This window comes from Luteimonas dalianensis, assembly GCF_049339425.1.
Lineage (GTDB): Bacteria > Pseudomonadota > Gammaproteobacteria > Xanthomonadales > Xanthomonadaceae > Luteimonas > Luteimonas dalianensis.
In genome coordinates, this window is record NZ_JBMPPO010000008.1 from 79,839 (window position 1) to 100,748 (window position 20,910).

The 20,910-nt window shown below is 69.4% G+C and carries 19 protein-coding genes; 14 read left to right on the plus strand and 5 right to left on the minus strand.

Annotated elements, in window-relative coordinates:
- Positions 1 to 108: 108 nt before the first annotated feature.
- The 4 genes from ACOZ90_RS12505 to ACOZ90_RS12520 all read left to right on the plus strand — a co-directional run bounded on the left by ACOZ90_RS12505 (position 109) and on the right by ACOZ90_RS12520 (position 6,753).
- On the plus strand, positions 109 to 1,485 hold the full coding sequence (locus tag ACOZ90_RS12505) for a YfcC family protein (protein ID WP_422893982.1): 1,377 nt from the start codon (positions 109 to 111) through the stop codon (positions 1,483 to 1,485).
- A 163-nt stretch (positions 1,486 to 1,648) separates the two neighbouring features.
- On the plus strand, positions 1,649 to 3,247 hold the full coding sequence (locus ACOZ90_RS12510; RefSeq protein WP_422893983.1) for an AbgT family transporter: 1,599 nt from the start codon (positions 1,649 to 1,651) through the stop codon (positions 3,245 to 3,247).
- Between the two features lie 107 nt (positions 3,248 to 3,354).
- Positions 3,355 to 5,427, plus strand: coding sequence for a prolyl oligopeptidase family serine peptidase (locus ACOZ90_RS12515; RefSeq protein WP_422893984.1), 2,073 nt, complete (start codon positions 3,355 to 3,357; stop codon positions 5,425 to 5,427).
- A gap of 72 nt (positions 5,428 to 5,499) precedes the next feature.
- Positions 5,500 to 6,753, plus strand: a complete 1,254-nt coding sequence (locus tag ACOZ90_RS12520) for a DUF819 family protein (RefSeq protein WP_095206882.1) — start codon at positions 5,500 to 5,502, stop codon at positions 6,751 to 6,753.
- 33 nt (positions 6,754 to 6,786) lie between these two features.
- Here the strand turns inward: ACOZ90_RS12520 and ACOZ90_RS12525 are convergent, their stop codons facing one another.
- The 4 genes from ACOZ90_RS12525 to ACOZ90_RS12540 all read right to left on the minus strand — a co-directional run bounded on the left by ACOZ90_RS12525 (position 6,787) and on the right by ACOZ90_RS12540 (position 10,480).
- Positions 6,787 to 8,004, minus strand: coding sequence for a lipoprotein N-acyltransferase Lnb domain-containing protein (locus tag ACOZ90_RS12525; protein ID WP_422894116.1), 1,218 nt, complete (start codon positions 8,002 to 8,004; stop codon positions 6,787 to 6,789).
- A 14-nt stretch (positions 8,005 to 8,018) separates the two neighbouring features.
- Positions 8,019 to 8,891, minus strand: coding sequence for an HlyC/CorC family transporter (locus tag ACOZ90_RS12530; protein WP_422893985.1), 873 nt, complete (start codon positions 8,889 to 8,891; stop codon positions 8,019 to 8,021).
- An 84-nt stretch (positions 8,892 to 8,975) separates the two neighbouring features.
- Positions 8,976 to 9,458, minus strand: a complete 483-nt coding sequence (gene ybeY, locus ACOZ90_RS12535; RefSeq protein WP_422893986.1) for an rRNA maturation RNase YbeY — start codon at positions 9,456 to 9,458, stop codon at positions 8,976 to 8,978.
- 35 nt (positions 9,459 to 9,493) lie between these two features.
- Entirely contained in the window at positions 9,494 to 10,480 is a 987-nt protein-coding gene (locus ACOZ90_RS12540) for a PhoH family protein (protein WP_422893987.1), read from the minus strand.
- Positions 10,481 to 10,589: 109 nt separating this feature from the next.
- Here ACOZ90_RS12540 and ACOZ90_RS12545 point away from each other — a divergent pair, with 109 nt between their 5' ends.
- From ACOZ90_RS12545 to ACOZ90_RS12560, 4 genes are read left to right on the plus strand one after another with little or no spacing between them, the layout of a single operon-like run.
- Positions 10,590 to 11,291, plus strand: a complete 702-nt coding sequence (locus ACOZ90_RS12545; protein WP_422893988.1) for a TetR/AcrR family transcriptional regulator — start codon at positions 10,590 to 10,592, stop codon at positions 11,289 to 11,291.
- Positions 11,288 to 12,262 (plus strand): HlyD family secretion protein, encoded by a 975-nt coding sequence (locus ACOZ90_RS12550; RefSeq protein ID WP_422893989.1) that lies wholly within the window; start codon positions 11,288 to 11,290, stop codon positions 12,260 to 12,262. Before ACOZ90_RS12545 ends, ACOZ90_RS12550 begins: the two co-directional genes overlap by 4 nt.
- Positions 12,263 to 12,321: 59 nt before the next feature.
- The gene (locus ACOZ90_RS12555) at positions 12,322 to 13,248 is read left to right on the plus strand and encodes an ABC transporter ATP-binding protein (protein ID WP_422894117.1); all 927 of its coding nucleotides are present in this window, start codon (positions 12,322 to 12,324) and stop codon (positions 13,246 to 13,248) included.
- A complete protein-coding gene (locus ACOZ90_RS12560) occupies positions 13,245 to 14,342 on the plus strand; it encodes an ABC transporter permease (protein ID WP_422893990.1) in 1,098 nt (365 codons plus the stop codon). The genes ACOZ90_RS12555 and ACOZ90_RS12560 overlap by 4 nt, the downstream gene beginning before the upstream one ends.
- Positions 14,343 to 14,372: 30 nt before the next feature.
- Here ACOZ90_RS12560 and miaB read toward each other — a convergent pair whose 3' ends face one another.
- Positions 14,373 to 15,767, minus strand: a complete 1,395-nt coding sequence (gene miaB, locus ACOZ90_RS12565) for a tRNA (N6-isopentenyl adenosine(37)-C2)-methylthiotransferase MiaB (RefSeq protein ID WP_422893991.1) — start codon at positions 15,765 to 15,767, stop codon at positions 14,373 to 14,375.
- Positions 15,768 to 15,897: 130 nt separating this feature from the next.
- Here miaB and ACOZ90_RS12570 point away from each other — a divergent pair, with 130 nt between their 5' ends.
- The 6 genes from ACOZ90_RS12570 to ACOZ90_RS12595 all read left to right on the plus strand — a co-directional run bounded on the left by ACOZ90_RS12570 (position 15,898) and on the right by ACOZ90_RS12595 (position 20,903).
- Positions 15,898 to 16,818, plus strand: a complete 921-nt coding sequence (locus ACOZ90_RS12570) for a lytic transglycosylase domain-containing protein (RefSeq protein ID WP_422893992.1) — start codon at positions 15,898 to 15,900, stop codon at positions 16,816 to 16,818.
- A gap of 162 nt (positions 16,819 to 16,980) precedes the next feature.
- On the plus strand, positions 16,981 to 17,619 hold the full coding sequence (gene petA / locus ACOZ90_RS12575) for a ubiquinol-cytochrome c reductase iron-sulfur subunit (RefSeq protein WP_422893993.1): 639 nt from the start codon (positions 16,981 to 16,983) through the stop codon (positions 17,617 to 17,619).
- Between the two features lie 2 nt (positions 17,620 to 17,621).
- Entirely contained in the window at positions 17,622 to 18,881 is a 1,260-nt protein-coding gene (locus tag ACOZ90_RS12580; protein WP_422893994.1) for a cytochrome b, read from the plus strand.
- Entirely contained in the window at positions 18,874 to 19,626 is a 753-nt protein-coding gene (locus tag ACOZ90_RS12585) for a cytochrome c1 (RefSeq protein WP_422893995.1), read from the plus strand. Before ACOZ90_RS12580 ends, ACOZ90_RS12585 begins: the two co-directional genes overlap by 8 nt.
- A 94-nt stretch (positions 19,627 to 19,720) precedes the next feature.
- A complete protein-coding gene (locus tag ACOZ90_RS12590; RefSeq protein ID WP_422893996.1) occupies positions 19,721 to 20,356 on the plus strand; it encodes a glutathione S-transferase N-terminal domain-containing protein in 636 nt (211 codons plus the stop codon).
- 94 nt (positions 20,357 to 20,450) lie between these two features.
- A complete protein-coding gene (locus ACOZ90_RS12595; protein WP_422893997.1) occupies positions 20,451 to 20,903 on the plus strand; it encodes a ClpXP protease specificity-enhancing factor in 453 nt (150 codons plus the stop codon).
- Positions 20,904 to 20,910 lie beyond the last annotated feature (7 nt).

Sequence of the window (20,910 nt, forward strand, 5' to 3'; positions counted from 1 at the left end):
CGGTGCTCCGGGGCAAAGGGGCAGCCCGCGATTGTAGGTCGGGCCCACACTCCCGACACCGGCCAACCCCGATGCCTATACTGCGCCGGTTCCCAACCGGACCGGCCGATGAAGCGTTCCTTCCGCATCCCGCACACCCTGGCGCTGCTGTTCATGATCATGGCCGCCGCGCTGGTGGCCACCTGGCTGCTGCCACAGGGCGAATTCCAGACCGCGCAGGACGAGGGCGGGCGCACGGTGGTGGTGCCGGGCACCTACGAGCAGGCTGAACAGCGCACCACGCTGTCCCCGCTGACCCTGCTCACCGTGGTGCCGCGGGCGATGGCCGAGGCGCAGGACATCATCTTCTTCGTGCTGATCGTGGGCGGGGCGCTGGCGGTGCTGCGCGCCAGCGGGCTGATCGACGCGGTGCTGGGCTGGACGCTGAAGCGGGTGGGGCACAGCCCGAAGCTGCTGATCATCATCGGCATGAGCGTGTTCGCGATCGGCTCGGGCACGATCGGGGTGGCCGAGGAGTACATCCCGTTCGCGGCCATGCTGATCACCCTGTGCCTGGCCATGCGTATGGACGTGATCACCGCCATGGGCATCCTGATCTGCGGCTACGGCATCGGTTACGGGGTGGCGGTGATGAACCCGTTCACCGTGATCGTGGCGCAGAACGTGTCCGGGCTGGAGCCGGCGTCGGGCTGGGCCTACCGCCTGGCGCTGTTCGTGCCGTTCGTGGCCATCGGCGTGCACCACGTGTGGAGCTATGCACGCAAGGTGCAGGCCGATCCGGAGGCCAGCCTGATGAAGGGCATCGAGCCGCTGCACGCCCCGCCCAGCGAGTATCCGCCGCTGGACGGGCGCCGCCTGGTGCTGCTGGCGGCGGCGCTGGGCGCGCTGGGGCTGATGATCTGGGGCATTTCCACCCAGGGCTGGTACCTGATCGAGCTCGGCGCGCTGTTCATCGGCCTGGCCCTGTTCACCGGACTGGTGGGCGGGCTGGGGGTGAACGGCACCGCGCGCCAGTTCGGCGACGGTGCGGCGGAGCTGGCGATGACCGCGCTGCTGATCGGCTTCGCCCGCTCGATCGCGCTGATCCTGGAGGAGGGCGTGGTGCTGCACACCATCGTCGACGTGCTGGCCACGCCGCTGTCGGCACTGGGGGCGCACGTAGGCGCGGTGGGGATGATGTTCGTGCAGCTGGCGATCAACTTCTTCATTCCTTCCGGAAGCGGCCAGGCGTTCGTGACCATGCCGATCATGGCCCCGCTGGCGGATCTGGTGGGCATCAGCCGGCAGACGGCAGTGCTGGCGTTCCAGTTCGGCGACGGCCTGGCCAACATGCTGTTTCCGACCAACGTGATCCTGATGAGCATCCTGGGCATTGCCGGGATTCCCTACGACCGCTGGTTCCGCTTCGCCGCGCCGCTGCTGCTCAAGCTGCTGGTGGCCGCGGCAATCGCGCTGGTGGTGTCCGTATTCATCGGGTACCAGTAGGAGCGCGCCATGCGCGCGAAGCTGCGTGACACTTGGCAGTGCGACGGGCCTTCGGCGGGCATGCCGCACCCGACGCTGCGTCGTGCCGCCCGTATTCATGCGGTTTCGCGCGCATGGCGCGCTCCTACGGTAGACTCCTGCGCTGTTTTCGCTGGATTTGCCGATGACCCGGAACGATCAGGCCGCCGGCCAGGCGCAGCCCAACTGGATCACCCGCCTGCTGAATACGGTGGAATGGCTGGGCAACCTGCTGCCGCATCCGGTCACGCTGTTCGCGCTGCTGGCGCTGGGGATCCTGCTGGTGTCCGGCGTGCTGGGGTGGATGGACATCAGCGTGGCCGATCCGCGCCCCGAGGGCACCACCGGCCGGGCCGAAGACGGGGTGATCCGGGTGATCAGCCTGCTCGATCCCGAAGGCCTGCGCCGGATCGTGACCAACCTGGTCACCAATTTCACCGGCTTCGTGCCGCTGGGCACGGTGCTGGTGGCGATGCTTGGCGTGGGCATCGCCGAGCGCTCCGGGCTGCTGACCGCGGCGATCAAGCTGCTGGTGCTGGGTGCGCCGAAGAACCTGGTCACCGTGGTGGTGGTGTTCGCCGCGATGATGTCCAACACCGCCTCGGAAATGGGCTACGTGGTGGTAATCCCGCTGGCGGCGGCGATCTTCCACGCCCTGGGCCGGCATCCGCTGGCCGGCCTGGCTGCGGCGTTTGCCGGCGTGTCCGGCGGCTACAGCGCCAACCTGCTGATCGGCACCGTGGATCCGCTGCTGGCCGGCATCACCCAGGAGGCGGCGGCGCTGATCCATCCGGGTTACGAGGTGCACGCGGCGGTCAACTGGTACTTCATGATCGCCAGCACCTTCATCGTGACCGGGCTGGGCTGGTTCGTGACGGCCAAGATCGTGGAGCCGAAGCTGGGCGCGTACGACCCGTCCAAGCTGGATGAAACCGCCGAGCCCATCAGCATGGATCCGGTGAGCGCGACCGAGCGCCGGGCGCTGGCGTGGTCGGGGCTGGTGGCGCTGGTGGTGAGCATCGGCATCGCGCTGCTGGTGGTGCCCTCGGGCGCCTGGCTGCGGCTGCCGGGCATGGAGGACGACACCCTGGCCAGCCTGCGGCCGTTCCTGACCGGCATCGTGGTGCTGGTGGCGGTGTTCTTCGCCATCCCCGGCATCGTCTACGGCGCGCTGACCGGCGAGTTCAGGAACGACCGCGACGTGATCAACGCCATGGCCAAGTCCATGTCCACCATGGGCCTGTACATCGTGCTGGTGTTTTTCGCCGCCCAGTTCGTGGCCTTCTTCAACTGGACGCAGCTCGGCCAGGTGGTGGCGGTGGTCGGCTCCAACTCGCTGCAGGCGATCGGGCTGACCGGGCCGCTGGTGTTCCTGCCCTTCATCATCATCTGCGCCATCATCAACCTGTCGCTGGGCAGCGCGTCGGCGCAGTGGGCGGTGACCGCGCCGATCTTCGTGCCGATGCTGATGCTGATCGGCTACAGCCCGGAGGTGATCCAGGCCGCCTACCGCATCGGTGATTCGGTGACCAACATCATCACCCCGATGATGAGCTACTTCGGCCTGATCCTGGCCTTCGCCACCCGCTACCAGAAGGACATCGGGGTGGGCACGCTGATCGCGATGATGCTGCCGTACTCGGTGGTGTTCTTCATCGGCTGGTCTGTGCTGTTCTTCCTGTGGGTGTTCGGCCTGGGCCTGCCGGTGGGGCCGGGCGCGCCGACGTATTACACCCCGGGCTGACCGTCAGGGCGGGCTTGCCCGCCCGCCGCCGGCCATGACCACCGGCGCAAGACCGCGTGAACCGGTTCGGCTACCATCGGCCACTTGCCTGATTCCCGGAGAATCCGATGAAGCTGCGAACCGCCCTGCTGCCGCTGTGCCTGATGGCCGCGCTTCCGTCCCTGGCCATGGCCGATCGCGGCCTGGAAGGGCGCGACCTGGCCACCATGGATCGCGTGTCCTCGCCCACGCTGTCGCCTGACGGCGGGCGGGTGGTGTTCGCCCGGCGCACGGTGGATTTCGACGCCGACAGCGCCAGCAGCGCGCTGTACATGCGCGACCTGCGCACCCGCGACATGCGGCCGCCGCAGCGGATCACCCCGGAAGGCTGGAGCGTCTCTTCGCCGGCGTTCTCCCCGGACGGGGACACCCTCTATTTCCTCAGCGCGAAGAATGGCAGCCAGCAGCTCTACGCGATGCCCGCCGCCGGCGGCGAGCCGCGCCAGCTGACCGACTTCGCCCTGGGCATCGGCACCTGGCAGCTGTCGCCGCAGGGCAACCGGATTGCGTTCACCACCGATGTCTTCGCCGACTGCGGCACCGACTTCGCCTGCACGAAGGCGCGCCTGGACGAGCGCAAGGAGAGCAAGACCACCGGCGTGCTGTACGAGCAGCTGTTCGTGCGCCACTGGGATACCTGGAAGGACGGCCGCCAGGGGCAGCTGTTCGCGGCCGACCTGCCGCAGGGCGAGGGCGCGGCGGTGACCGAAGCCGTTTCGCTCAGCCACGCGCTCAACGGCGACATCCCGGCCAAGCCCTTCGGTGGCGCCTCGGACTACGCCTGGGCGCCGGACGGGGCCACCCTGGTGGCCAGCGTCAAGACGGTGGAAGGCTCCGAGCAGGTCTGGTCGACCGACTTCGACCTCTACCGAATCAATGCCGACGGCAGCGGTTCGCCGGTGAACCTCACCCCCGACAGCGCCGCCCGCGACGCCGGCCCGGTGTTCAGCCCGGACGGCGGCACCCTGTACTACAAGGCCATGGCCCGGCCCGGCTTCGAGGCCGACCGCTACGCGCTGACCGCGCTGGATCTGGCTACCGGCGAGCGCCGCGAGGTTGCGCCGGACTGGGATCGCTCGGCGGGCAGCGTTTCGGTATCGGATGATGGCAGCAGCCTGTACGTCACCGCCCAGGACGTTGGCCAGAACCCGCTGTTCCGTGTGGACGTGGCCAGCGGCGAGGTCACCGAACTGGTGTCCGACGGCACGGTGACGTCGTTCACCGTGGAAGGCGATACCCTGGCCCTGACCCGCAACTCCATGGCCACCGGCGACGTGCTCTACACCGCGCAGCCGGACGGCAGCGGGCTGCGCCAGATCACGCAGACCGCCGAGGAGATGCTCGACGGCGTGCAGATGGGCGAGTACGAACAGTTCTCCTTCCGCGGCGCCAACGACGCCACCGTGTACGGCTGGGTGGTCAAGCCGGCCGGGTACGAGGAGGGCAGGGAGTATCCGGTCGCGTTCCTGATCCACGGCGGCCCGCAGGGCAGCTTCGGCAACGGCTGGAGCTACCGCTGGAACCCGCAGACCTACGCCGGCGCCGGCTACGCGGTGGTGATGGTCGATTTCCACGGCTCCACCGGCTACGGCCAGGCCTTCACCGACGCGATCAGCGGCGACTGGGGCGACACCCCGCTGGTGGACCTGCAGAAGGGCTGGGAATACGCGCTGGGCGAGTACGACTTCCTCGACGGCGATCGCGCCTGCGCGCTGGGCGCCAGCTACGGCGGCTACATGGTCAACTGGATCGCCAGCCAATGGAACGAACCCTGGAAGTGCTTCGTCAACCACAACGGCGTGTTCGACACCCGCTCGATGGGGCTGGTGACCGAGGAGCTGTGGTTCACCGAGTGGGAGCACGGCGGCACCGTGTACGACAACCCCGAGGCCTACGAGCGCTACAACCCGGCGCGCCACGTCGGCGACTGGAAGGTGCCGATGCTGGTGGTGGCCGGTGCCAACGACTTCCGGGTGCCGGTGGATCAGAGCCTGTCCAGCTTCACCGCGCTGCAGCGTCAGGGAATCGAATCGCAGCTGCTGTACTTCCCGGACGAGAACCACTGGGTGCTCAAGCCCAACAACAGCGTGCTCTGGCACCAGACGGTCAAGGACTGGCTGGACCGGCACACCGGCAACTGATCCACGCTCTGCAACGGCCGCCGGCGCCTTGCGCCCGGCGGCCTTTTTCCGTCCCGAAGGAGTCCACCGCCGATGGCGCCAGCAACCGCCGCTTCCACCGCGCTGATCACCAACGACATCGTGGTGTTCGGCCTCATCGCCGCCACCCTGGGCGCCATCTTCTACCTGGCCAGCGGACCGACGCCGTTCTGGAAGAAGTTCTTCGCCTGGGTGCCGGCGCTGCTGCTGTGCTACTTCGTGCCCGCGATCTACAACACCGCCGGGCTGATCGACGGCGAAGGCAGCCAGCTGTATTACTTCGGCAGCCGCGTGCTGCTGCCGGCGGCGCTGGTGCTGCTGACGCTGTCCGTGGACCTGAAGGGCATCCTCAAGCTCGGTCCTCGGCTGCTGTTCGTCTTCTGTGCCGGCACCCTGGGGATCATCCTGGGCGCCATCGTGAGCTTCCAGGTCCTGGAATGGGTCTGGCCTGCAGCGGTGGCAGGCGACACCTGGCGCGGCATGGCGGCGCTGTCGGGCAGCTGGATGGGCGGCGGGGCCAACATGGTGGCCATCCGCGAGATCTATGAGGTCGATGCCACCCTGTTCGGCCAGTTCGCGGTGGTGGACGTGGCCTTTGCCAGCCTGTGGCTGGCCACGCTGCTGTTCCTGGCCAACCGCGCCGAGCAGATCGACCGGCGCAGCGGTGCCGACACCTCGGCGATCGATGAGATGCGCGAGCGGATCGCGGCCTACGAGGCGGCCAACGCGCGGATCCCCTCCCTGACCGACCTGATGGTGATCGTCGGCCTGGCGTTCGGCATCGTCGCCCTGGCACACGCGGTCTCCAATCCGATCGCCGGGTGGTTCTCCGCGAACATGGCCTGGGCCAGCCGGTTCAGCCTGGACTCCAGCTTCGTCTGGATCGTGGTCCTCTCCACCCTGGCCGGCCTGGGCCTGAGCTTCACCCGCGTGCGCCAGCTGGAGAACGCCGGAGCCTCGCGGGTCGGGACCGTGTGCCTGTATTTCCTGATTGCCTGCATCGGCATGCAGATGGACTTCTTCCGCCTGGCCGAGCGTCCGGAGCTGCTGGTGATCGGCGCCCTGTGGATGGCCGTGCACGTGCTGGTGATCTGGGGCGCGGCGCGGCTGGTGAAGGCGCCGCTGCTGTATTTCGCCGTGGGCTCCCAGGGCAACATTGGTGCCGCCGCTTCGGCACCGGTGGTGGCGGCGGCGTTCCACCCGACGCTGGCGCCGGTCGGGGTGTTGCTGGGGACGGTTGGCTACGCGACCGGTACGGTCCTGGCTTATTTCACCGGTCAGATCCTGAGGATGATGGCCGGCCAGTGATGCCGGCCGCGTCCTGCCTGCGGCAGGCCACGGTCACTCCTGCAGCTCGGGTCGCGGCTCCGCACGGGGGCGGGCAAGCGCCAGCCACAGTGCCAGGTGGATGGGCAGCAGCAGGCAGATCCACGGCATGTTCCGCTGCGGCAGCACCGGCATCCAGTTCCAGAACAGCGCGATCACGCCGCCCATCGCGACCAGCGCCAGCACCCAGCCGAGCAGCCGGCCCGGGGCCCGGCCGCGGACGATCCGCCAGCCGCCCGGCAGCGCCAGCAGGCACAGCGGGTTGAGCAGCAGGATGTTGTGGTTGTTCCAGCCGAACCGGTGCCCGGTGCCGAACCAGATGAAGGCGATCAGCAGCCCGCCGATGCCGCACAGCAGCCAGAACGGCAGCGCGGCGCCGGCCACCAGTGCCGGCCGGCGCTGGCCGGCCCACAGGGCGGCGCCGCCAAGCGCCAGCCCGGCCAGCAGCCACGGCCACCACCGGCGCGGCGCCTCGGCGGGCTCGGGCGGCAGCAGGTGCGGCAGGACCTCCACTTCCTCGGCCACCAGCGGGCGGCCGTCGGCCAGGCGGCTGTCGCGCAGGGCTTCGGCCAGGCGCATCGGTACGAAGGCCTCCTGCCAGCGCGAGTTGGGCCGGTCGGCCGCCGGGCCCAGGCCCAGGTCGAAACCCAGCCACATCCACGACGCGGGTGAGGCCAGGCGCACCGCGTCGGCGCGGAAGGTGTTGCCGCGCGAGCGCCCCTGCAGCTGCGGCGCAAGCGCGCCGTCCAGCGCCGTGTCGAGCGCGTCGCGCACGCGGGTGGAGCAGTTGTCCAGGAAGTAGTCGTAGCGGTAGCGGGCGTTCTCCGGCCGCGCGTTCTCGGCCAGCGCCGCGGCCAGGTCGCGGGCCTGCTCCGGCGCCAGGTCGAGCCATTGGATCGACACCCCGCGCCCGACCTGCCGGTAGTACGCCAGATCCTGCGACAGGGGCAGGGCGACCAGCATGTACTCCATGTGGCCGCGGATGAAGTTGCCGGTGAAACCGGGCTCGTCGAGGTCGAAGTAGCCGAAGTTGTAGGAGATCGGCTCCTCGAACGCCGGGTCGTCGACCACGATCGCGTTGTGCCCGAAACGCTCGAAGAAGATCTCGCCGGGCTGCATCGTCGCCACCCCGATGCGCGGCGCCGCCGCCGCAACCGATGCAAACGCCCACAGGACCAGCACCAGCAACACCGCCGCCCGGGCGCGCCACGCGCGCGAAGCCGCGTGACCCATGGCGGCAGTCGCGATCACGCCTCTTCGGTTTCCGGATGCACGCTCACGTGCAGCGAATGCAGCCGGCGCGAGTCCGCCCGCGCCACCCGGAACCCGAACCGCCCCAGCGTCAGCTCCTCGCCGGCCTCGGGCAGGTGCCCGATGGCCGCGGTCACCAGGCCGCCGATGGTGTCGTATTCGTCATCGCCGAAGTCCGAGCCGAAGCGCTCGTTGAAGTCCTCGATGGGGGTCAGCGCGTCGACCAGGAACTGGCCGTCGGCCTGGGCCGCGATCAGCGCCTCGCTGTCGTCGGCCAGGTCGTACTCGTCGTCGATCTCGCCGACGATCTCCTCCAGCACGTCCTCGATCGTGATCAGCCCGGCCACGCCGCCGTACTCGTCGATCACGATCGCCATGTGGTTGCGCGACTGGCGGAACTCGCCCAGCAGGATGTCCAGGCGCTTGGATTCGGGGATCAGCACCGCCGGGCGCAGCAGCTCGCGCACGCTCACCGGGGCGGCGCCGGGCAGGGCGCCGCGCAGCAGGTCCTTGGCCAGCAGGATGCCGAGCACCTCGTCCTTGTCCTCGCCGTGCACCGGGAAGCGCGAATGGCCGGATTCGACCACCTGGCCAAGCACCTCGTCGTAGCTCGCGTCGATCGGCAGCGAGACCATCTGCGAGCGCGCGATCATTGCATCGCCCACGGTCAGGCCCGAGATCGCCATCGCGCCTTCCATCGTGCGCAGGGTGTCTTCCTGGATCAGGCCTTCGGCCTGGGCATCGCGCAGGATCTCGACCAGATCCTCGCGGGTGGTCGGCTCGCCTGAAAGGGCCGAACTGATGCGCTCAAGCCAGCCGCGTCGTTTATCCGGGGGTTCCTGTGAGGATCTACTGTCTTCTTCTGACATTTCGGTTGCGTGGGCGCCCGGGCGGGCGACGGATCAAGTCTAGCGGAAATGGGTGGCCATCAAGGCGGGCCGGCGGTGGGGATTTCAGGCGTCCAGGTAGGGGTCGTCGAAGCCCAGCCCGGCCAGGATCTCGCGTTCGAGCATCTCCATCGCCTCGGCCTCGCGCTCGTCCTCGTGGTCGCAGCCGAGCAGGTGCAGCACGCCGTGCACGGTCAGGTGGGCGTAGTGGGCGGCCGGCAGCTTGCCCTGCTCGCGCGCCTCGCGCACCACCACCGGCGCGCAGATCACCAGGTCGCCCAGCAGCGGCATGTGGAACTCCTCCGGCAGTCCCTCGGGCAGTTCGGCGGGGAAGCTGAGCACGTTGGTGGCGTAGTCCTTGCCGCGGTAGTGGCGGTTGAGCGCGCGGCCCTCGCTGGAGCCGACGATGCGGATCGCCACGTCGGCCTCGCGGATGCGCCCGGTCAGCGCCGCCGTGGCCCACTTGCGGAAGCTGGCCGCGGCCGGAACGCCCTTGCGCGGAACCGCGTAGGCGATGGCGACGTCCAGCCGGTCAGAACCCTGGGTCATGCGCCGATTGTAGTAGGAGCGCGCCATGCGCGCTCCTACGGGGTGGGGCCGGTTTCGGCGTCGCGCTCGTCGCGGCGGTCGTAGGCGGTGACGATGCGCGCCACCAGCGGATGGCGGACCACGTCGCGCGATTCGAAGAAGGTGAAGCTCACCCCCTCCACGTCGCGCAGCACGTCGATGGCGTCGCGCAGGCCGGACTTCACGTGCTTGGGCAGGTCGATCTGGGTCAGGTCGCCGGTGACCACGGCGGTGGAGCCGAAGCCAAGCCGGGTCAGGAACATCTTCATCTGCTCGATGGTGGTGTTCTGGGCCTCGTCCAGGATCACGAAGGCGTCGTTGAGGGTGCGCCCGCGCATGTAGGCCAGCGGCGCGATCTCGATCACGCTGCGCTCCAGCAGCTTGATCACCCGCTCCACGCCCAGCATCTCGTACAGGGCGTCGTAGAGCGGGCGCAGGTAGGGATCGACCTTCTGGCTCAGGTCGCCGGGCAGGAAGCCCAGCTTCTCGCCGGCCTCTACCGCCGGGCGCACCAGCACCAGCCGCTGCACCTTCGATTCGTTCAGCGCCTCCACCGCCATCGCCACCGCCAGGAAGGTCTTGCCGGTGCCGGCCGGGCCGACGCCGAAGTTGATGTCGTGGGTGGCGATCGAATGCAGGTACTTCGCCTGGTTGGCGCCGCGCCCGCGCACGGTGCCGCGCTTGACCTTCACCGCCACCTCCTGCGGTGCGTAATCCTCCGGATTGCGCTCCAGGTTGGCGCGGCTCAGGCGCACGTTGATGGCGTGGGTGTCCAGGGTTTCGGTGGCGGCCTCCTCGTACAGCGCCTGCAGCAGCTTCTCGGCCTGGGCCACGGCGTCGGCCTCGCGGCCGGTCACCCGGAACACGTTGCCGCGGTTGGAGATTTCCACCCCCATCCGCAGCTCGATCTGGCGCAGGTGGCCGTCGAACGGGCCGGCCAGGTTGGCCAGGCGCTCGCTGTCGGCGGGGTCGAGGGTGAAATCGCGTTGGTGGGGGCTGGCCATGGAGGGGAAGGGTAGCGCAGGCGCTCGCGATGGCGGGTGTCAGCGGCCGGGCGATGCGGCATTCAGCGTCTATTCTTCCTTTAATTGACCGTTGAATTAATATATCCGCATGGACACAACACCACCTCCCGGCGGCAGCGGCCGCGGCGCGAACCCCGGGCCCGCGGCGAAGTCCGCGCCGGGTCGCCAGCCCGGCCGTCCCGCCGGTGACGTCGACCGCCGCGCCCTGGCCCTGGACGCCGCCCTGGCCTGCTACGTGCGCCGCGGCATGGCCGCCACCTCGCTGCGTGACATTGCCGCCGAAGCAGGCGTCACCCCGGCGGCGCTGCACTACTACTTCAGCGACGCCGCCGGGCTGCGCGACGCGGTCATCGCCGAGCGGCTGATGCCGGTGTTCGAACAGGTGCGCACGGCGCTGATCGGCACGCCCGCGACCACCCTGCGCGAGGTGCTGGAAGGCTTCATCGACCAGCTCTGCGCGCTGGTGGAGCAATACCCCTGGCTGCCGGCGCTGTGGACGGCGGAGGTGGTCAGCGAAGGCGGCAGCCTGCGCGGCCTGCTGGTGACCCGGATGGCGCCGGAGATCACCCGCATCATGACCGCGCGGATCGCCGCCGAGCAGGCCGCCGGGCGCCTCAACCCGGCGCTCGACCCGCGCCTGCTGATGGTGTCGCTGGTCGGCCTGACCCTGTTCCCCGCCGCCGGCCTGCCGATCTGGCGCCAGCTGTTCGAAGGCGAGCCGCTGGACATCCACCACATCCGCACCCACGCGCTGGCCCTGGTCGAGCGCGGACTGGAGCTTGCCGAATGAGCCCTGCCGTTTCCGTTTCCCGCCGTTCCGTCGCGCTCGCGCTGGCGGCGCTGTTCACCCTGGCCGCCTGCGGCAACGGCCCGCCGCAGGCCCTGGGCACGCTGGAGTACGACCGCATCACCGTGCCCGCGCCGGAGGCCGAGCGCATCGTCGGCATCCACGTGCGCGAGGGCCAGCGGGTCGGGGAGGGCGCCGCGCTGCTTACCCTGGAGCGCACCCGCGGCGACGCGCGCCTGACCGCGAGCCTGGCCGAAGCCACCCAGCGCCGCGAAGCGCTGCTGGAACTGCAGGCCGGGCCGCGCCGGGAAGACATCGACCAGGCCCGCGCCAGCCTCGCCGCCGCCCAGGCGCAGGCGCGCGACGCCCGCGCCCGCTACCAGCGCCTGGAGCCGCTGGGCCGGCAGCAGCTGGTCTCCGAATCCGACATCGACGCCGCCCGCGCGGCGACTGAAAGCGCCGACGCCCAGGTGCGCGCCGGCCAGGCCGCGCTGGACGAATTGCTCAACGGCGCCCGCCCCGAGCAGCTGGCCCAGGCCACCGCCGCGCTGCAGGCGGCGCAGGCGCGGTTCCGGGCCGAAGAGGCCACGGCGGAAAAGCTCAGCGTGGTCGCCCCGCGCGCCGGGCGCGTGGACAGCCTGCCGTACCGCAGCGGCGACCAGGCGCCGGTGGGCGCGCCGCTGGCGGTGCTGCTGGTGGGCGACGCGCCCTACGCGCGCATCCACGTGCCGCAGCCGATCCGCGAGCAGGTGGACATCGGTGACCGGGTGCAGGTGCGGCTGGAGGGCAGCGGGCGCACATTCACCGGCGAGGTGCGGATGATCCGCAGCGAGCCCGCGTTCACCCCGTACTACGCGCTCACCGGCGACGACGCCGCGCGCCTGGGCTACCTGGCCGAAGTGCAGCTGGAGCCGGACGCGGGCGGGCTGCCGGCGGGCCTGCCGGTGCGGGTCGAATTCGGCGGCGGGCAGTGAACACGGTGGAGCACACGACGCGTCCCGCATCCACCGGCGGCCAAGAAGCGCAGCCGGCGATCCGCGCCCGCGGGCTGACCCGGCACTTCGGCGATGTCGTGGCGGTGGACAACGTCGACCTGACCGTCCCGCGCGCCCACGTCTACGGCTTCCTCGGCCCCAACGGCTCGGGCAAGTCCACCACCATCCGCATGCTCTGCGGCCTGCTCACGCCCACCCGGGGCGAGATCGAGGTGCTGGGCCTGCGCGTGCCCGGGCAGGCCGAGGAACTGCGCCTGCGCATCGGCTACATGACCCAGAAGTTCTCGCTGTTCGAAGACCTCACCGTGCGCGAGAACCTGGAGTTCCTGGCCGCGGTGTACGGCCTGCCGCGTAGCCGGGCAAAGGCGCGGGTGGACGAGCTGGTCGAGCGCTACCACTTCGGCGACCGCCAGAAGCAGCTTGCGGGCACCATGAGCGGCGGCCAGAAGCAGCGCCTGGCCCTGGCCGCCGCGGTGATCCACGAGCCGGAACTGCTGTTCCTGGACGAGCCGACCAGCGCGGTCGACCCCGAGTCGCGCCGCGACTTCTGGGAGAAGCTGTTCGAACTGGCCGACGCCGGCACCACCCTGCTGGTCTCCACCCACTACATGGACGAGGCCGAGCGCTGCCACCGCATCGCCATCCTCGACCGCGGCGTGCTGGTGGCCGATGGCGCCCCGGGGGCGCTGGCGGACGACCTGCGCGGGCGCAGCCTGCAGGTGAGCGCGCAGCAGCCGCGACGGGCCCAGCAGGCCCTGGCCGGGCTGCCGGGCGTGATCAGCGTGGCCCAGATCGGCAACAGCCTGCGGGTGCTGTCCGCGCCGGGACGCGACAGCGTCGACGCCGTGCGCGCGGCGCTGGAGCAGGCCGGGCTTGAGGCCGAAGTGGAAGCGGTAGGCGCCAACCTGGAGGACGTGTTCGTCGCCGCCACCCACGGCCGCGCGGACGATGGAGGCCGGGAATGAAGAACCTGCGCCGGATGTGGGCCGTGGCCCTGAAGGAGCTGCGGCAGATGGGCCGCGACCGGATCAGCGTGGTGATGATCGTGGCGATCCCGGTGATCGACCTGCTGCTGTTCGGCTACGCGATCAACCTCAACCCGCGCAACCTGGAGGCCGCCGTGGTCGACCAGGCCATGACCGCGGCCTCGCGGGCGGCGGTGATGGACATGGCGGCGACCGGTGTGATCGATCTCACCGAAGTGGCCAGCAGCCCGCAGCAGCTGGTGGACATGCTCCGGCGCGGCGAGGTCAGCGTGGGCGTCGCCATCCCGCCCGACTACGAACGCCGCCTGGCCGACGGCCGGCCCGCCCTGCAGGTGATGGTGGACGGCACCGACACCGTGGTGCAGGCGGCCGCCAACCAGCTGGCGCAGATGCCGCTGGAAGCGCCCAACGGCGTGCATCCCGCCGGCCACGCGCCCCGGATCGACGTGGTGAGCTTCTACAACCCCGAGCGGCGCTCGGCGGTGGCGATCGTGCCGGGGCTGATCGGCATCATCCTCACCATGACCATGATGATGTTCACCGCGATGGCGGCGGTGCGCGAGCGCGAGCGCGGCAACATGGAGCTGCTGATCGCCACCCCGCTCAGTCGCAGCGCGCTGATGATCGGCAAGGTGCTGCCGTACGCGGTGATCGGGCTGATCCAGACCACGCTGATCCTGCTGCTGGGCTTCTGGCTGTTCGACATCCCGCTGCGCGGCAGCCTGCTGGACGTTTACATCGCCGCGCTGCTGCTGATCGTGGCCAACCTGTCGATCGGGCTGTTGATCAGCACGCATACCAAGACCCAGTTCCAGGCCATCCAGGTGGCGATGCTGGTGTTCCTGCCCTCGATCCTGATCTCCGGCTTCATGTTCCCCTTCGCGGGCATGCCCGACGTGGTGCAGTGGGGCGCGGAGGTGCTGCCGATGACCCAGTTCCTGCGCCTGATCCGCGGGGTGATGCTGCGCGGCGCCAGCATCTGGGAGCTGTGGCCGGCGGTGCTCGCGCTGCTGGCCTTCACCGCGATCACCATGACGGTGGCGATCAGCCGCTTCCGCAAGCGCCTGGACTGACCGCCGCGGCTCCCTCCCAGTCGGGCGGGCTCATGCCTCCGGAATCTGGACGCGGCCGCGCAGGGAGTTGGTGAGCGCTTCGGTGATCACCACGTCCACGAACTGGCCCACCAGGCGCGGGTGGCCGGCGAAGTTCACCGAGCGCATGTTCTCGGTCTTGCCGGTCAGCTCGTTGGGATCCTTGCGCGAGGGGCCGGTGACCAGCACCTTCTGCACGCTGCCGACCATGGCCCGCGAGATGCCGGCCGAGTATTCGTTGATGTGCGCCTGCAGGCGCGACAGCCGGGCGTGTTTCACGTCGTCCGGCACTTCATCGGGAAGATCCGCGGCCGGCGTGCCGGGGCGGCGCGAATAGATGAAGGAGAAGCTCTGGTCGAAGCCGACGTCGGCGATCAGCTTCATGGTCTTCTCGAAATCGGCGTCGGTCTCGCCGGGGAAGCCGACGATGAAATCCGAGGAGATCGAGATGTCCGGCCGCACCGCGCGCAGCTTGCGGATCTTCTGCTTGAACTCCAGCGCGGTGTAGCCGCGCTTCATCGCCGACAGCACCCGGTCGCTGCCGGACTGCACCGGCAGGTGCAGGTAGTTGGCCAGCTGCGGCACGTCGCGGTAGGCCTCCACCAGCGAGTCGGAGAACTCCAGCGGGTGCGAGGTGGTGAAGCGGATGCGGTCGATGCCGTCGATCTCGGCGATGGTGCGGATCAGCAGGCCCAGGTCGGCCGGCTCGTCGCTGCCGTCCATCGGCCCGCGATAGGCGTTGACGTTCTGGCCCAGCAGGTTGACTTCGCGCACGCCCTGGCCGGCCAGGCGCACCACTTCCACCAGCACGTCCTCGAACGGGCGGCTGATCTCGGTGCCGCGGGTGTAGGGCACCACGCAGAAGCTGCAGTACTTGCTGCAGCCCTCCATGATCGACACGAACGCGCTCGGGCCCTCGGCGCGCGGCTCGGGCAGGCGGTCGAACTTCTCGATCTCCGGGAAGCTGATGTCCACCTGCGGCCGGTCTTCCTCGCGGCGGGCGCGGATCAGTTCCGGCAGCCGGTGCAGGGTCTGCGGGCCGAACACCAGGTCGACGAACGGCGCGCGCTTGATGATCGCCTCGCCTTCCTGCGAGGCCACGCAGCCGCCCACGCCGATCAGCACCGGCTTGTCGCCCTGCTTGAGCGACTTCCAGCGGCCCAGCTGGCTGAACACCTTTTCCTGCGCCTTCTCGCGGATCGAGCAGGTGTTGACCAGCACCACGTCGGCGTCCTCGACGTTGTCGGTCAGCTCCAGGCCTTCGGCGGCGGCCAGCACGTCGGCCATGCGCGCCGAGTCGTACTCGTTCATCTGGCAGCCGTGGGTCTGGATGTAGAGCTTGCCGCGCGCGGGAGCGGGCGGCTGGGAGGCGGGGACGGATCCGTCCCGGGAGAGGGTGCTGGTCATGGCATTTCCGGGGGCGCGGCGGTGAGTCCGGGCCGGATGGCGGTTTTTCGGGCCGGATAGTGTAGTGGGTCACGTTCCCCCGTGGTGCAAGCACTTGGCAAACAAGGGAAACGGGGCGACACTGCGGTCGATGAAGGGGGTATGGGGACTCACCGCGATGCTGTTGGCCTGCGCAGCCTTTCCGGCGGCGGCGGGCACCCTTTACCGCTGCGTGGGCGATGACGGCGTCAGCCAGTACGTGAGCAAGCGGGTCAGCGGCGCGCGCTGCACCGTTGCCGCCCGCTACCGGCCCGAGCGTTCGCGCCCGGCAGCGCCCGCGCCCGCGGCCGCCCCCGCCAGCGGCGGCACCGCGCCGGCCACGTTCATGGGTGGCTCCCGCTCCGCCTCCAGTTCCACCGCGGCGCCGGCCCCGGCAGCCGCGCCCGCGGCCAAGCCGGCGTCCCGTGGCAGCCGCCGGGTCAGCGGCCAGGTCTATTCCTACATCAAGGACGGCGTGCGCCATTACACCAGCACTCCGCCGCGCGGTTCGGCCGCAGCCGGTGCCAGCGCCATGCGCACCATCCGCTACAGCTTCATGGAAACCTGCTACGCCTGCGGCGCGCCCGGGGTCAGCTTCGCCAACGTGCGCCTGAACACCGAGGCGTTCCGTGAGGAAGTGGCGGCGGCGGCGCGCGAGTTCGGGGTCGAGGAGGCGATCGTGCGCGCGGTGATGCACGCCGAGTCCGCGTTCAATCCCAACGCCATCTCCCGCGCGGGCGCGCAGGGGCTGATGCAGCTGATGCCGGCCACCGCCGAGCGCTTCGGGGTCACCGACGCCTTCGACCCGGGCCAGAACATCCGCGGCGGCGTGCGCTACCTGGCCTGGCTGCTGCGCCGCTTCAACGGCGACCTGACCCTTGCCGCGGCCGGCTACAACGCCGGGGAGGGCGCGGTGGATCGGCATGGCGGGGTGCCGCCGTACCGGGAGACCCAGACCTACGTGCAGCGCGTGGGCGTGCTGACCGATCGCTACCGCGGACACACCCTGGTCGCCGCCAGCGGTGCGCCCTGACCCGGGCGGCGGAGGCTGCGCCGGGGCTGTCAAGAGATTGTCGGTTTATTCAGGCTTCCGTTACACTTCACAGGTCTTATGCGGCCACCTGGGCAACCGGGAGCGCCGTGGCAGCCAGATTTTTTCAGCGACCGAACAAAAACAGGGTTTGCGGAGTGCCTGATGGCCAATGAAGCGGTGATCGATCCCGCCACCGGCGAGGAACCAGTCAACACGGGCAGGCGCATGTTCCTGACCGGTACCACCGCGGTGGTTGGCGCGGTGGGGGTGGCCGCGGCGGCCATTCCGTTCATCAAGTCCTGGAACCCCAGCGCGCGGGCCCTCACGGCCGGCGCCCCGGTGACGGTGGACATCAGCGCCCTGCAGGTCGGCCAGCGGCTGATCGTGGAGTGGCGCGGGCAGCCGGTGTGGATCGTGCACCGCTCGGACGCGATCCTGCAGGCGCTGCCGACCCTGGACAACCTGCTCTCCGACCCGCTGTCGGAGAACACCGACCAGCAGCCGGCCTACGTGGTGGAAGACAACCACGCCATGCGCGCGCTGCGGCCGGAGATCCTGGTCCTGGTGGGCATCTGCACCCACCTGGGCTGCTCGCCCGAGATGGTGGCCGAGATCGGCCCCACCGACTTCGACGCCGACTGGCAGGGCGGCTACTTCTGCCCGTGCCACAAGTCCAAGTTCGACATGTCCGGCCGCGTCTACGCCGGCCAGCCCGCGCCGACCAACCTGGTCGTTCCTCCGCACCACTATGCCGATGACAACACCATCGTCGTCGGCGTCGATCCCGAGGGAGCCGCCTGACCATGTCGAACATCTTCACCCGCAGCGCCAATGGCGTGATGGACTGGGTCAACGAGCGGGCGCCGGCGCTGATGCCGATGTACCGCAAGCACATGAGCGAGTACTACGCTCCGAAGAACTTCAACATCTGGTACATCTTCGGCGTGCTGTCCTCGGTGATCCTGGTCAACCAGATCGTCACCGGCATCTTCCTGACGATGCACTACAAGCCCTCGGCCGCCGAGGCGTTCCACTCCGTCGAGTACATCATGCGCGACGTGGAGTGGGGCTGGCTGATCCGCTACATGCACTCCACCGGCGCCTCGTTCTTCTTCATCGCCGTGTACCTGCACATGTTCCGCGGGATGATGTACGGCAGCTACCAGAAGCCGCGCGAGCTGGTGTGGATCCTGGGCATGCTGATCTACCTGGTGCTGATGGCCGAGGCGTTCCTGGGCTACGTGCTGCCGTGGGGCCAGATGTCGTTCTGGGGCGCGAAGGTGATCATCTCGCTGTTCGGCGCGATTCCGATCATCGGCAACGGCCTGGTCGAGTGGATCATGGGCGACTACCTGCCCTCCGATGCCACCCTCAACCGCTTCTTTGCCCTGCACGTGATCGCCCTGCCGCTGGTGCTGCTGCTGCTGGTGGTGCTGCACCTGGGCGCGCTGCACGAGGTGGGCTCCAACAACCCGGACGGCGTGGAAATCAAGAAGGGCCCGAAGGGCAACCGCTGGTCGTCCACCGGCCCGGCCGACGGCGTGCCGTTCCATCCGTACTACACGGTCAAGGATCTGTTCTACGTCGCCGCGATGATGGTGCTGGCGGCGTTCGTGATCTTCTTCGTGCCGGAGTTCGGCGGCTGGTTCATTGAGCACGACAACTTCGTCGAAGCCAACCCGATGGTGACCCCCGAGCACATCAAGCCGGTGTGGTACTACACCCCGTACTACGCGATGTTGCGCGTGGTGCCGCACAAGCTCAGCGGCGTGATCGTCATGTTCGGCGCGATCGCGATCCTGTTCGCGCTGCCGTGGCTGGATCGGGCCAAGGTCAAGTCCTACCGCTACCGCGGCCTGCTGTCGAAGGTGCTGCTGGGCCTGTTCGCACTGGCCTTCGTGTGGCTGGGCAAGATCGGCGCCGGCCCGGGCACCGACCCGACCGAAACCATCATCGGCCGGTTCCTGACCCTCTACTACTTCGCCTTCTTCATCACCATGCCGCTGTGGACAAAGATCGACAGCACCAAGCCTGTGCCGGAACGGGTGACGACACATGACTAAGACCTTCCAGGCCCGCGTGGCCGCCGTGCTCGGCGGGCTGCTGCTCTCGTTCTCCGCACTGGCCGCCGCCCCGGCGGGCGGCATCATGCAGTCGGGCACCGACCTGAGCGACAAGGCGTCGCTGCAGCGCGGCGCCAAGTACTTCATGAACTACTGCTCCGGCTGCCACTCGCTGCAGTACCTGCGGTTCTCGCGCATGGCCGAGGATCTGGGCATGAGCGAGGAAGAGGTGATGGAGAACCTCAACTTCACCGGCGCCGCGTTCGGCGAGCACATCATGTCGTCGATGCCGGCCGAGCAGGCCGCCGAGTGGTTCGGCGTGGCCCCGCCGGATCTGTCGCTGACGGTGCGCTCCAAGCTCGGTGGCCCGGACTGGGTGTACACCTTCCTGATGAGCTTCTACCAGGACGACGCCAGCGCGATCGGCTGGAACAACACCTGGTTCCCGGACGTGTCCATGCCCAACGTGCTGTGGGACATGCAGGGCCTGCAGCGCCCGGTGATGGGCGAGCCGGATGCGAGCGGTGCGCCGACCATCGAGCGGCTCGAGATTGCCCAGGCGGGCTCGATGAGCCAGGAAGAGTTCCAGGGCGTGGCGCGTGATATCACCGCGTTCCTGCAGTACGCCGCCGAGCCGGCCGCGCTCAAGCGCACCAGCATCGGCGTGTGGGTGCTGCTGTTCCTGGTGTTCTTCACGTTCCTCACCTGGCTGCTGAAGCAGGAATTCTGGCGGGACGTGAAATAAGGGCTGGCGCGTCCCCGGATACCTTGGCAGCCGCCCGCGAGGGGCGGGCGGCGCCTTTGCGGCCGGCAAGCCCGGCCAAAGGAGAGGGTCGATGATGGCTGCGAGTCCGCGCATGCGTAACGCGCTAACCCTGTTTTCGTCCGAGGACGACGTGCTGTGCCACCGCGTGCGCCTGGTGCTTGCCGCCAAGGGCGTCACCTACGACCTGATCGCGGTCGATCCACAGAACCCGCCCGAAGACCTGATCGACCTCAATCCCTACCACTCGGTGCCGACCCTGGTGGAGCGGGACATGGTGCTGTACGCGGCATCGGTGGTGTGCGAGTACCTGGACGAGCGCTACCCGCATCCGCCGCTGATGCCGGTCGAGCCGCTGGCGCGCGCGCGCCTGCGCCTGGCGATGCTGCGCCTGGAGCACGACTGGGTGCCGCAGATCCAGATGATCCAGCGCGGCGCCAAGCGCGATGCCGACGCCGCCCGCAAGCGGCTCAAGGAACTGGTGACCGCTTCGGTGCCGCTGTTCAAGGCGCACCGCTTCTACCTCAACCCCGAGATGAGCCTGGCCGACTGCGCCATGGCCCCGATCGTCTGGCGCCTGCCGGCGCTGGGGATTGCACTGCCGAAGGACGGCAAGGTGATCGAGGACTACGGCCAGCGGATCTTCCGCAGCCCCGGCTTTGCCCGCAGCCTGACGGCCGCCGAGCGCAAGCTCAACGAGCTGCCCGGCTGACCGCCCGGATCGCCCGCGGGCGCGCGCACGGTGCGCGCCTGCCGGGCGGAGCGGTTTTCGGGAGCGGCGGCAAAGGTGCGGTTAGACTGGCCGCATGAGTGAATCCGATTTCCCCGCGATGACCAGCCACCGCCCGTACCTGCTGCGGGCGCTGTACGAGTGGATCGTCGACAACGGCATGACCCCGCACGTGCTCGTGGATGCCGGCCAGCCCGGCGTGCGCGTGCCGCAGCACGCGATCAGCGACGGCAAGGTCGTGCTCAACATCGCCGAGCGCGCGGTGATGCGCCTGCAGATGGACAACGAGTCGGTGCGCTTTTCGGCGCGCTTTGGCGGCGTCAGCCATCCGGTGGACGTGCCGGTGTCCGCGATCGTGGCCATCTACGCCCGCGAGACGGGGCAGGGCATGGTGCTGCCCGAGGACATCGCCGGCCCGCCGCCGGGCCCGGGCGACGATGACCCGCCCACGCCGCCGGACGGCAACGACGACGGCCCCGATCCCGACGACAAGCCCCCCAGGCGCCCCCACCTGCGCGTAGTGAAGTAGGAGCGCG

Coding starts and splice junctions, on each gene's coding strand:
- ACOZ90_RS12595 (WP_422893997.1), top strand. CDS start 20,451: ATGAGTGAATCCGATTTCCCCGCGATGACCAGCCACCGCCCGTACCTG.
- ACOZ90_RS12510 (WP_422893983.1), top strand. CDS start 1,649: ATGACCCGGAACGATCAGGCCGCCGGCCAGGCGCAGCCCAACTGGATC.
- ACOZ90_RS12520 (WP_095206882.1), top strand. CDS start 5,500: ATGGCGCCAGCAACCGCCGCTTCCACCGCGCTGATCACCAACGACATC.
- ACOZ90_RS12505 (WP_422893982.1), top strand. CDS start 109: ATGAAGCGTTCCTTCCGCATCCCGCACACCCTGGCGCTGCTGTTCATG.
- ACOZ90_RS12545 (WP_422893988.1), top strand. CDS start 10,590: ATGGACACAACACCACCTCCCGGCGGCAGCGGCCGCGGCGCGAACCCC.
- ACOZ90_RS12515 (WP_422893984.1), top strand. CDS start 3,355: ATGAAGCTGCGAACCGCCCTGCTGCCGCTGTGCCTGATGGCCGCGCTT.
- ACOZ90_RS12570 (WP_422893992.1), top strand. CDS start 15,898: ATGAAGGGGGTATGGGGACTCACCGCGATGCTGTTGGCCTGCGCAGCC.
- ACOZ90_RS12530 (WP_422893985.1), bottom strand. CDS start 8,891: ATGTCAGAAGAAGACAGTAGATCCTCACAGGAACCCCCGGATAAACGA.
- ACOZ90_RS12585 (WP_422893995.1), top strand. CDS start 18,874: ATGACTAAGACCTTCCAGGCCCGCGTGGCCGCCGTGCTCGGCGGGCTG.
- petA (WP_422893993.1), top strand. CDS start 16,981: ATGGCCAATGAAGCGGTGATCGATCCCGCCACCGGCGAGGAACCAGTC.
- ACOZ90_RS12540 (WP_422893987.1), bottom strand. CDS start 10,480: ATGGCCAGCCCCCACCAACGCGATTTCACCCTCGACCCCGCCGACAGC.
- ACOZ90_RS12525 (WP_422894116.1), bottom strand. CDS start 8,004: ATGGGTCACGCGGCTTCGCGCGCGTGGCGCGCCCGGGCGGCGGTGTTG.
- ACOZ90_RS12590 (WP_422893996.1), top strand. CDS start 19,721: ATGGCTGCGAGTCCGCGCATGCGTAACGCGCTAACCCTGTTTTCGTCC.
- miaB (WP_422893991.1), bottom strand. CDS start 15,767: ATGACCAGCACCCTCTCCCGGGACGGATCCGTCCCCGCCTCCCAGCCG.
- ACOZ90_RS12550 (WP_422893989.1), top strand. CDS start 11,288: ATGAGCCCTGCCGTTTCCGTTTCCCGCCGTTCCGTCGCGCTCGCGCTG.
- ybeY (WP_422893986.1), bottom strand. CDS start 9,458: ATGACCCAGGGTTCTGACCGGCTGGACGTCGCCATCGCCTACGCGGTT.
- ACOZ90_RS12580 (WP_422893994.1), top strand. CDS start 17,622: ATGTCGAACATCTTCACCCGCAGCGCCAATGGCGTGATGGACTGGGTC.
- ACOZ90_RS12560 (WP_422893990.1), top strand. CDS start 13,245: ATGAAGAACCTGCGCCGGATGTGGGCCGTGGCCCTGAAGGAGCTGCGG.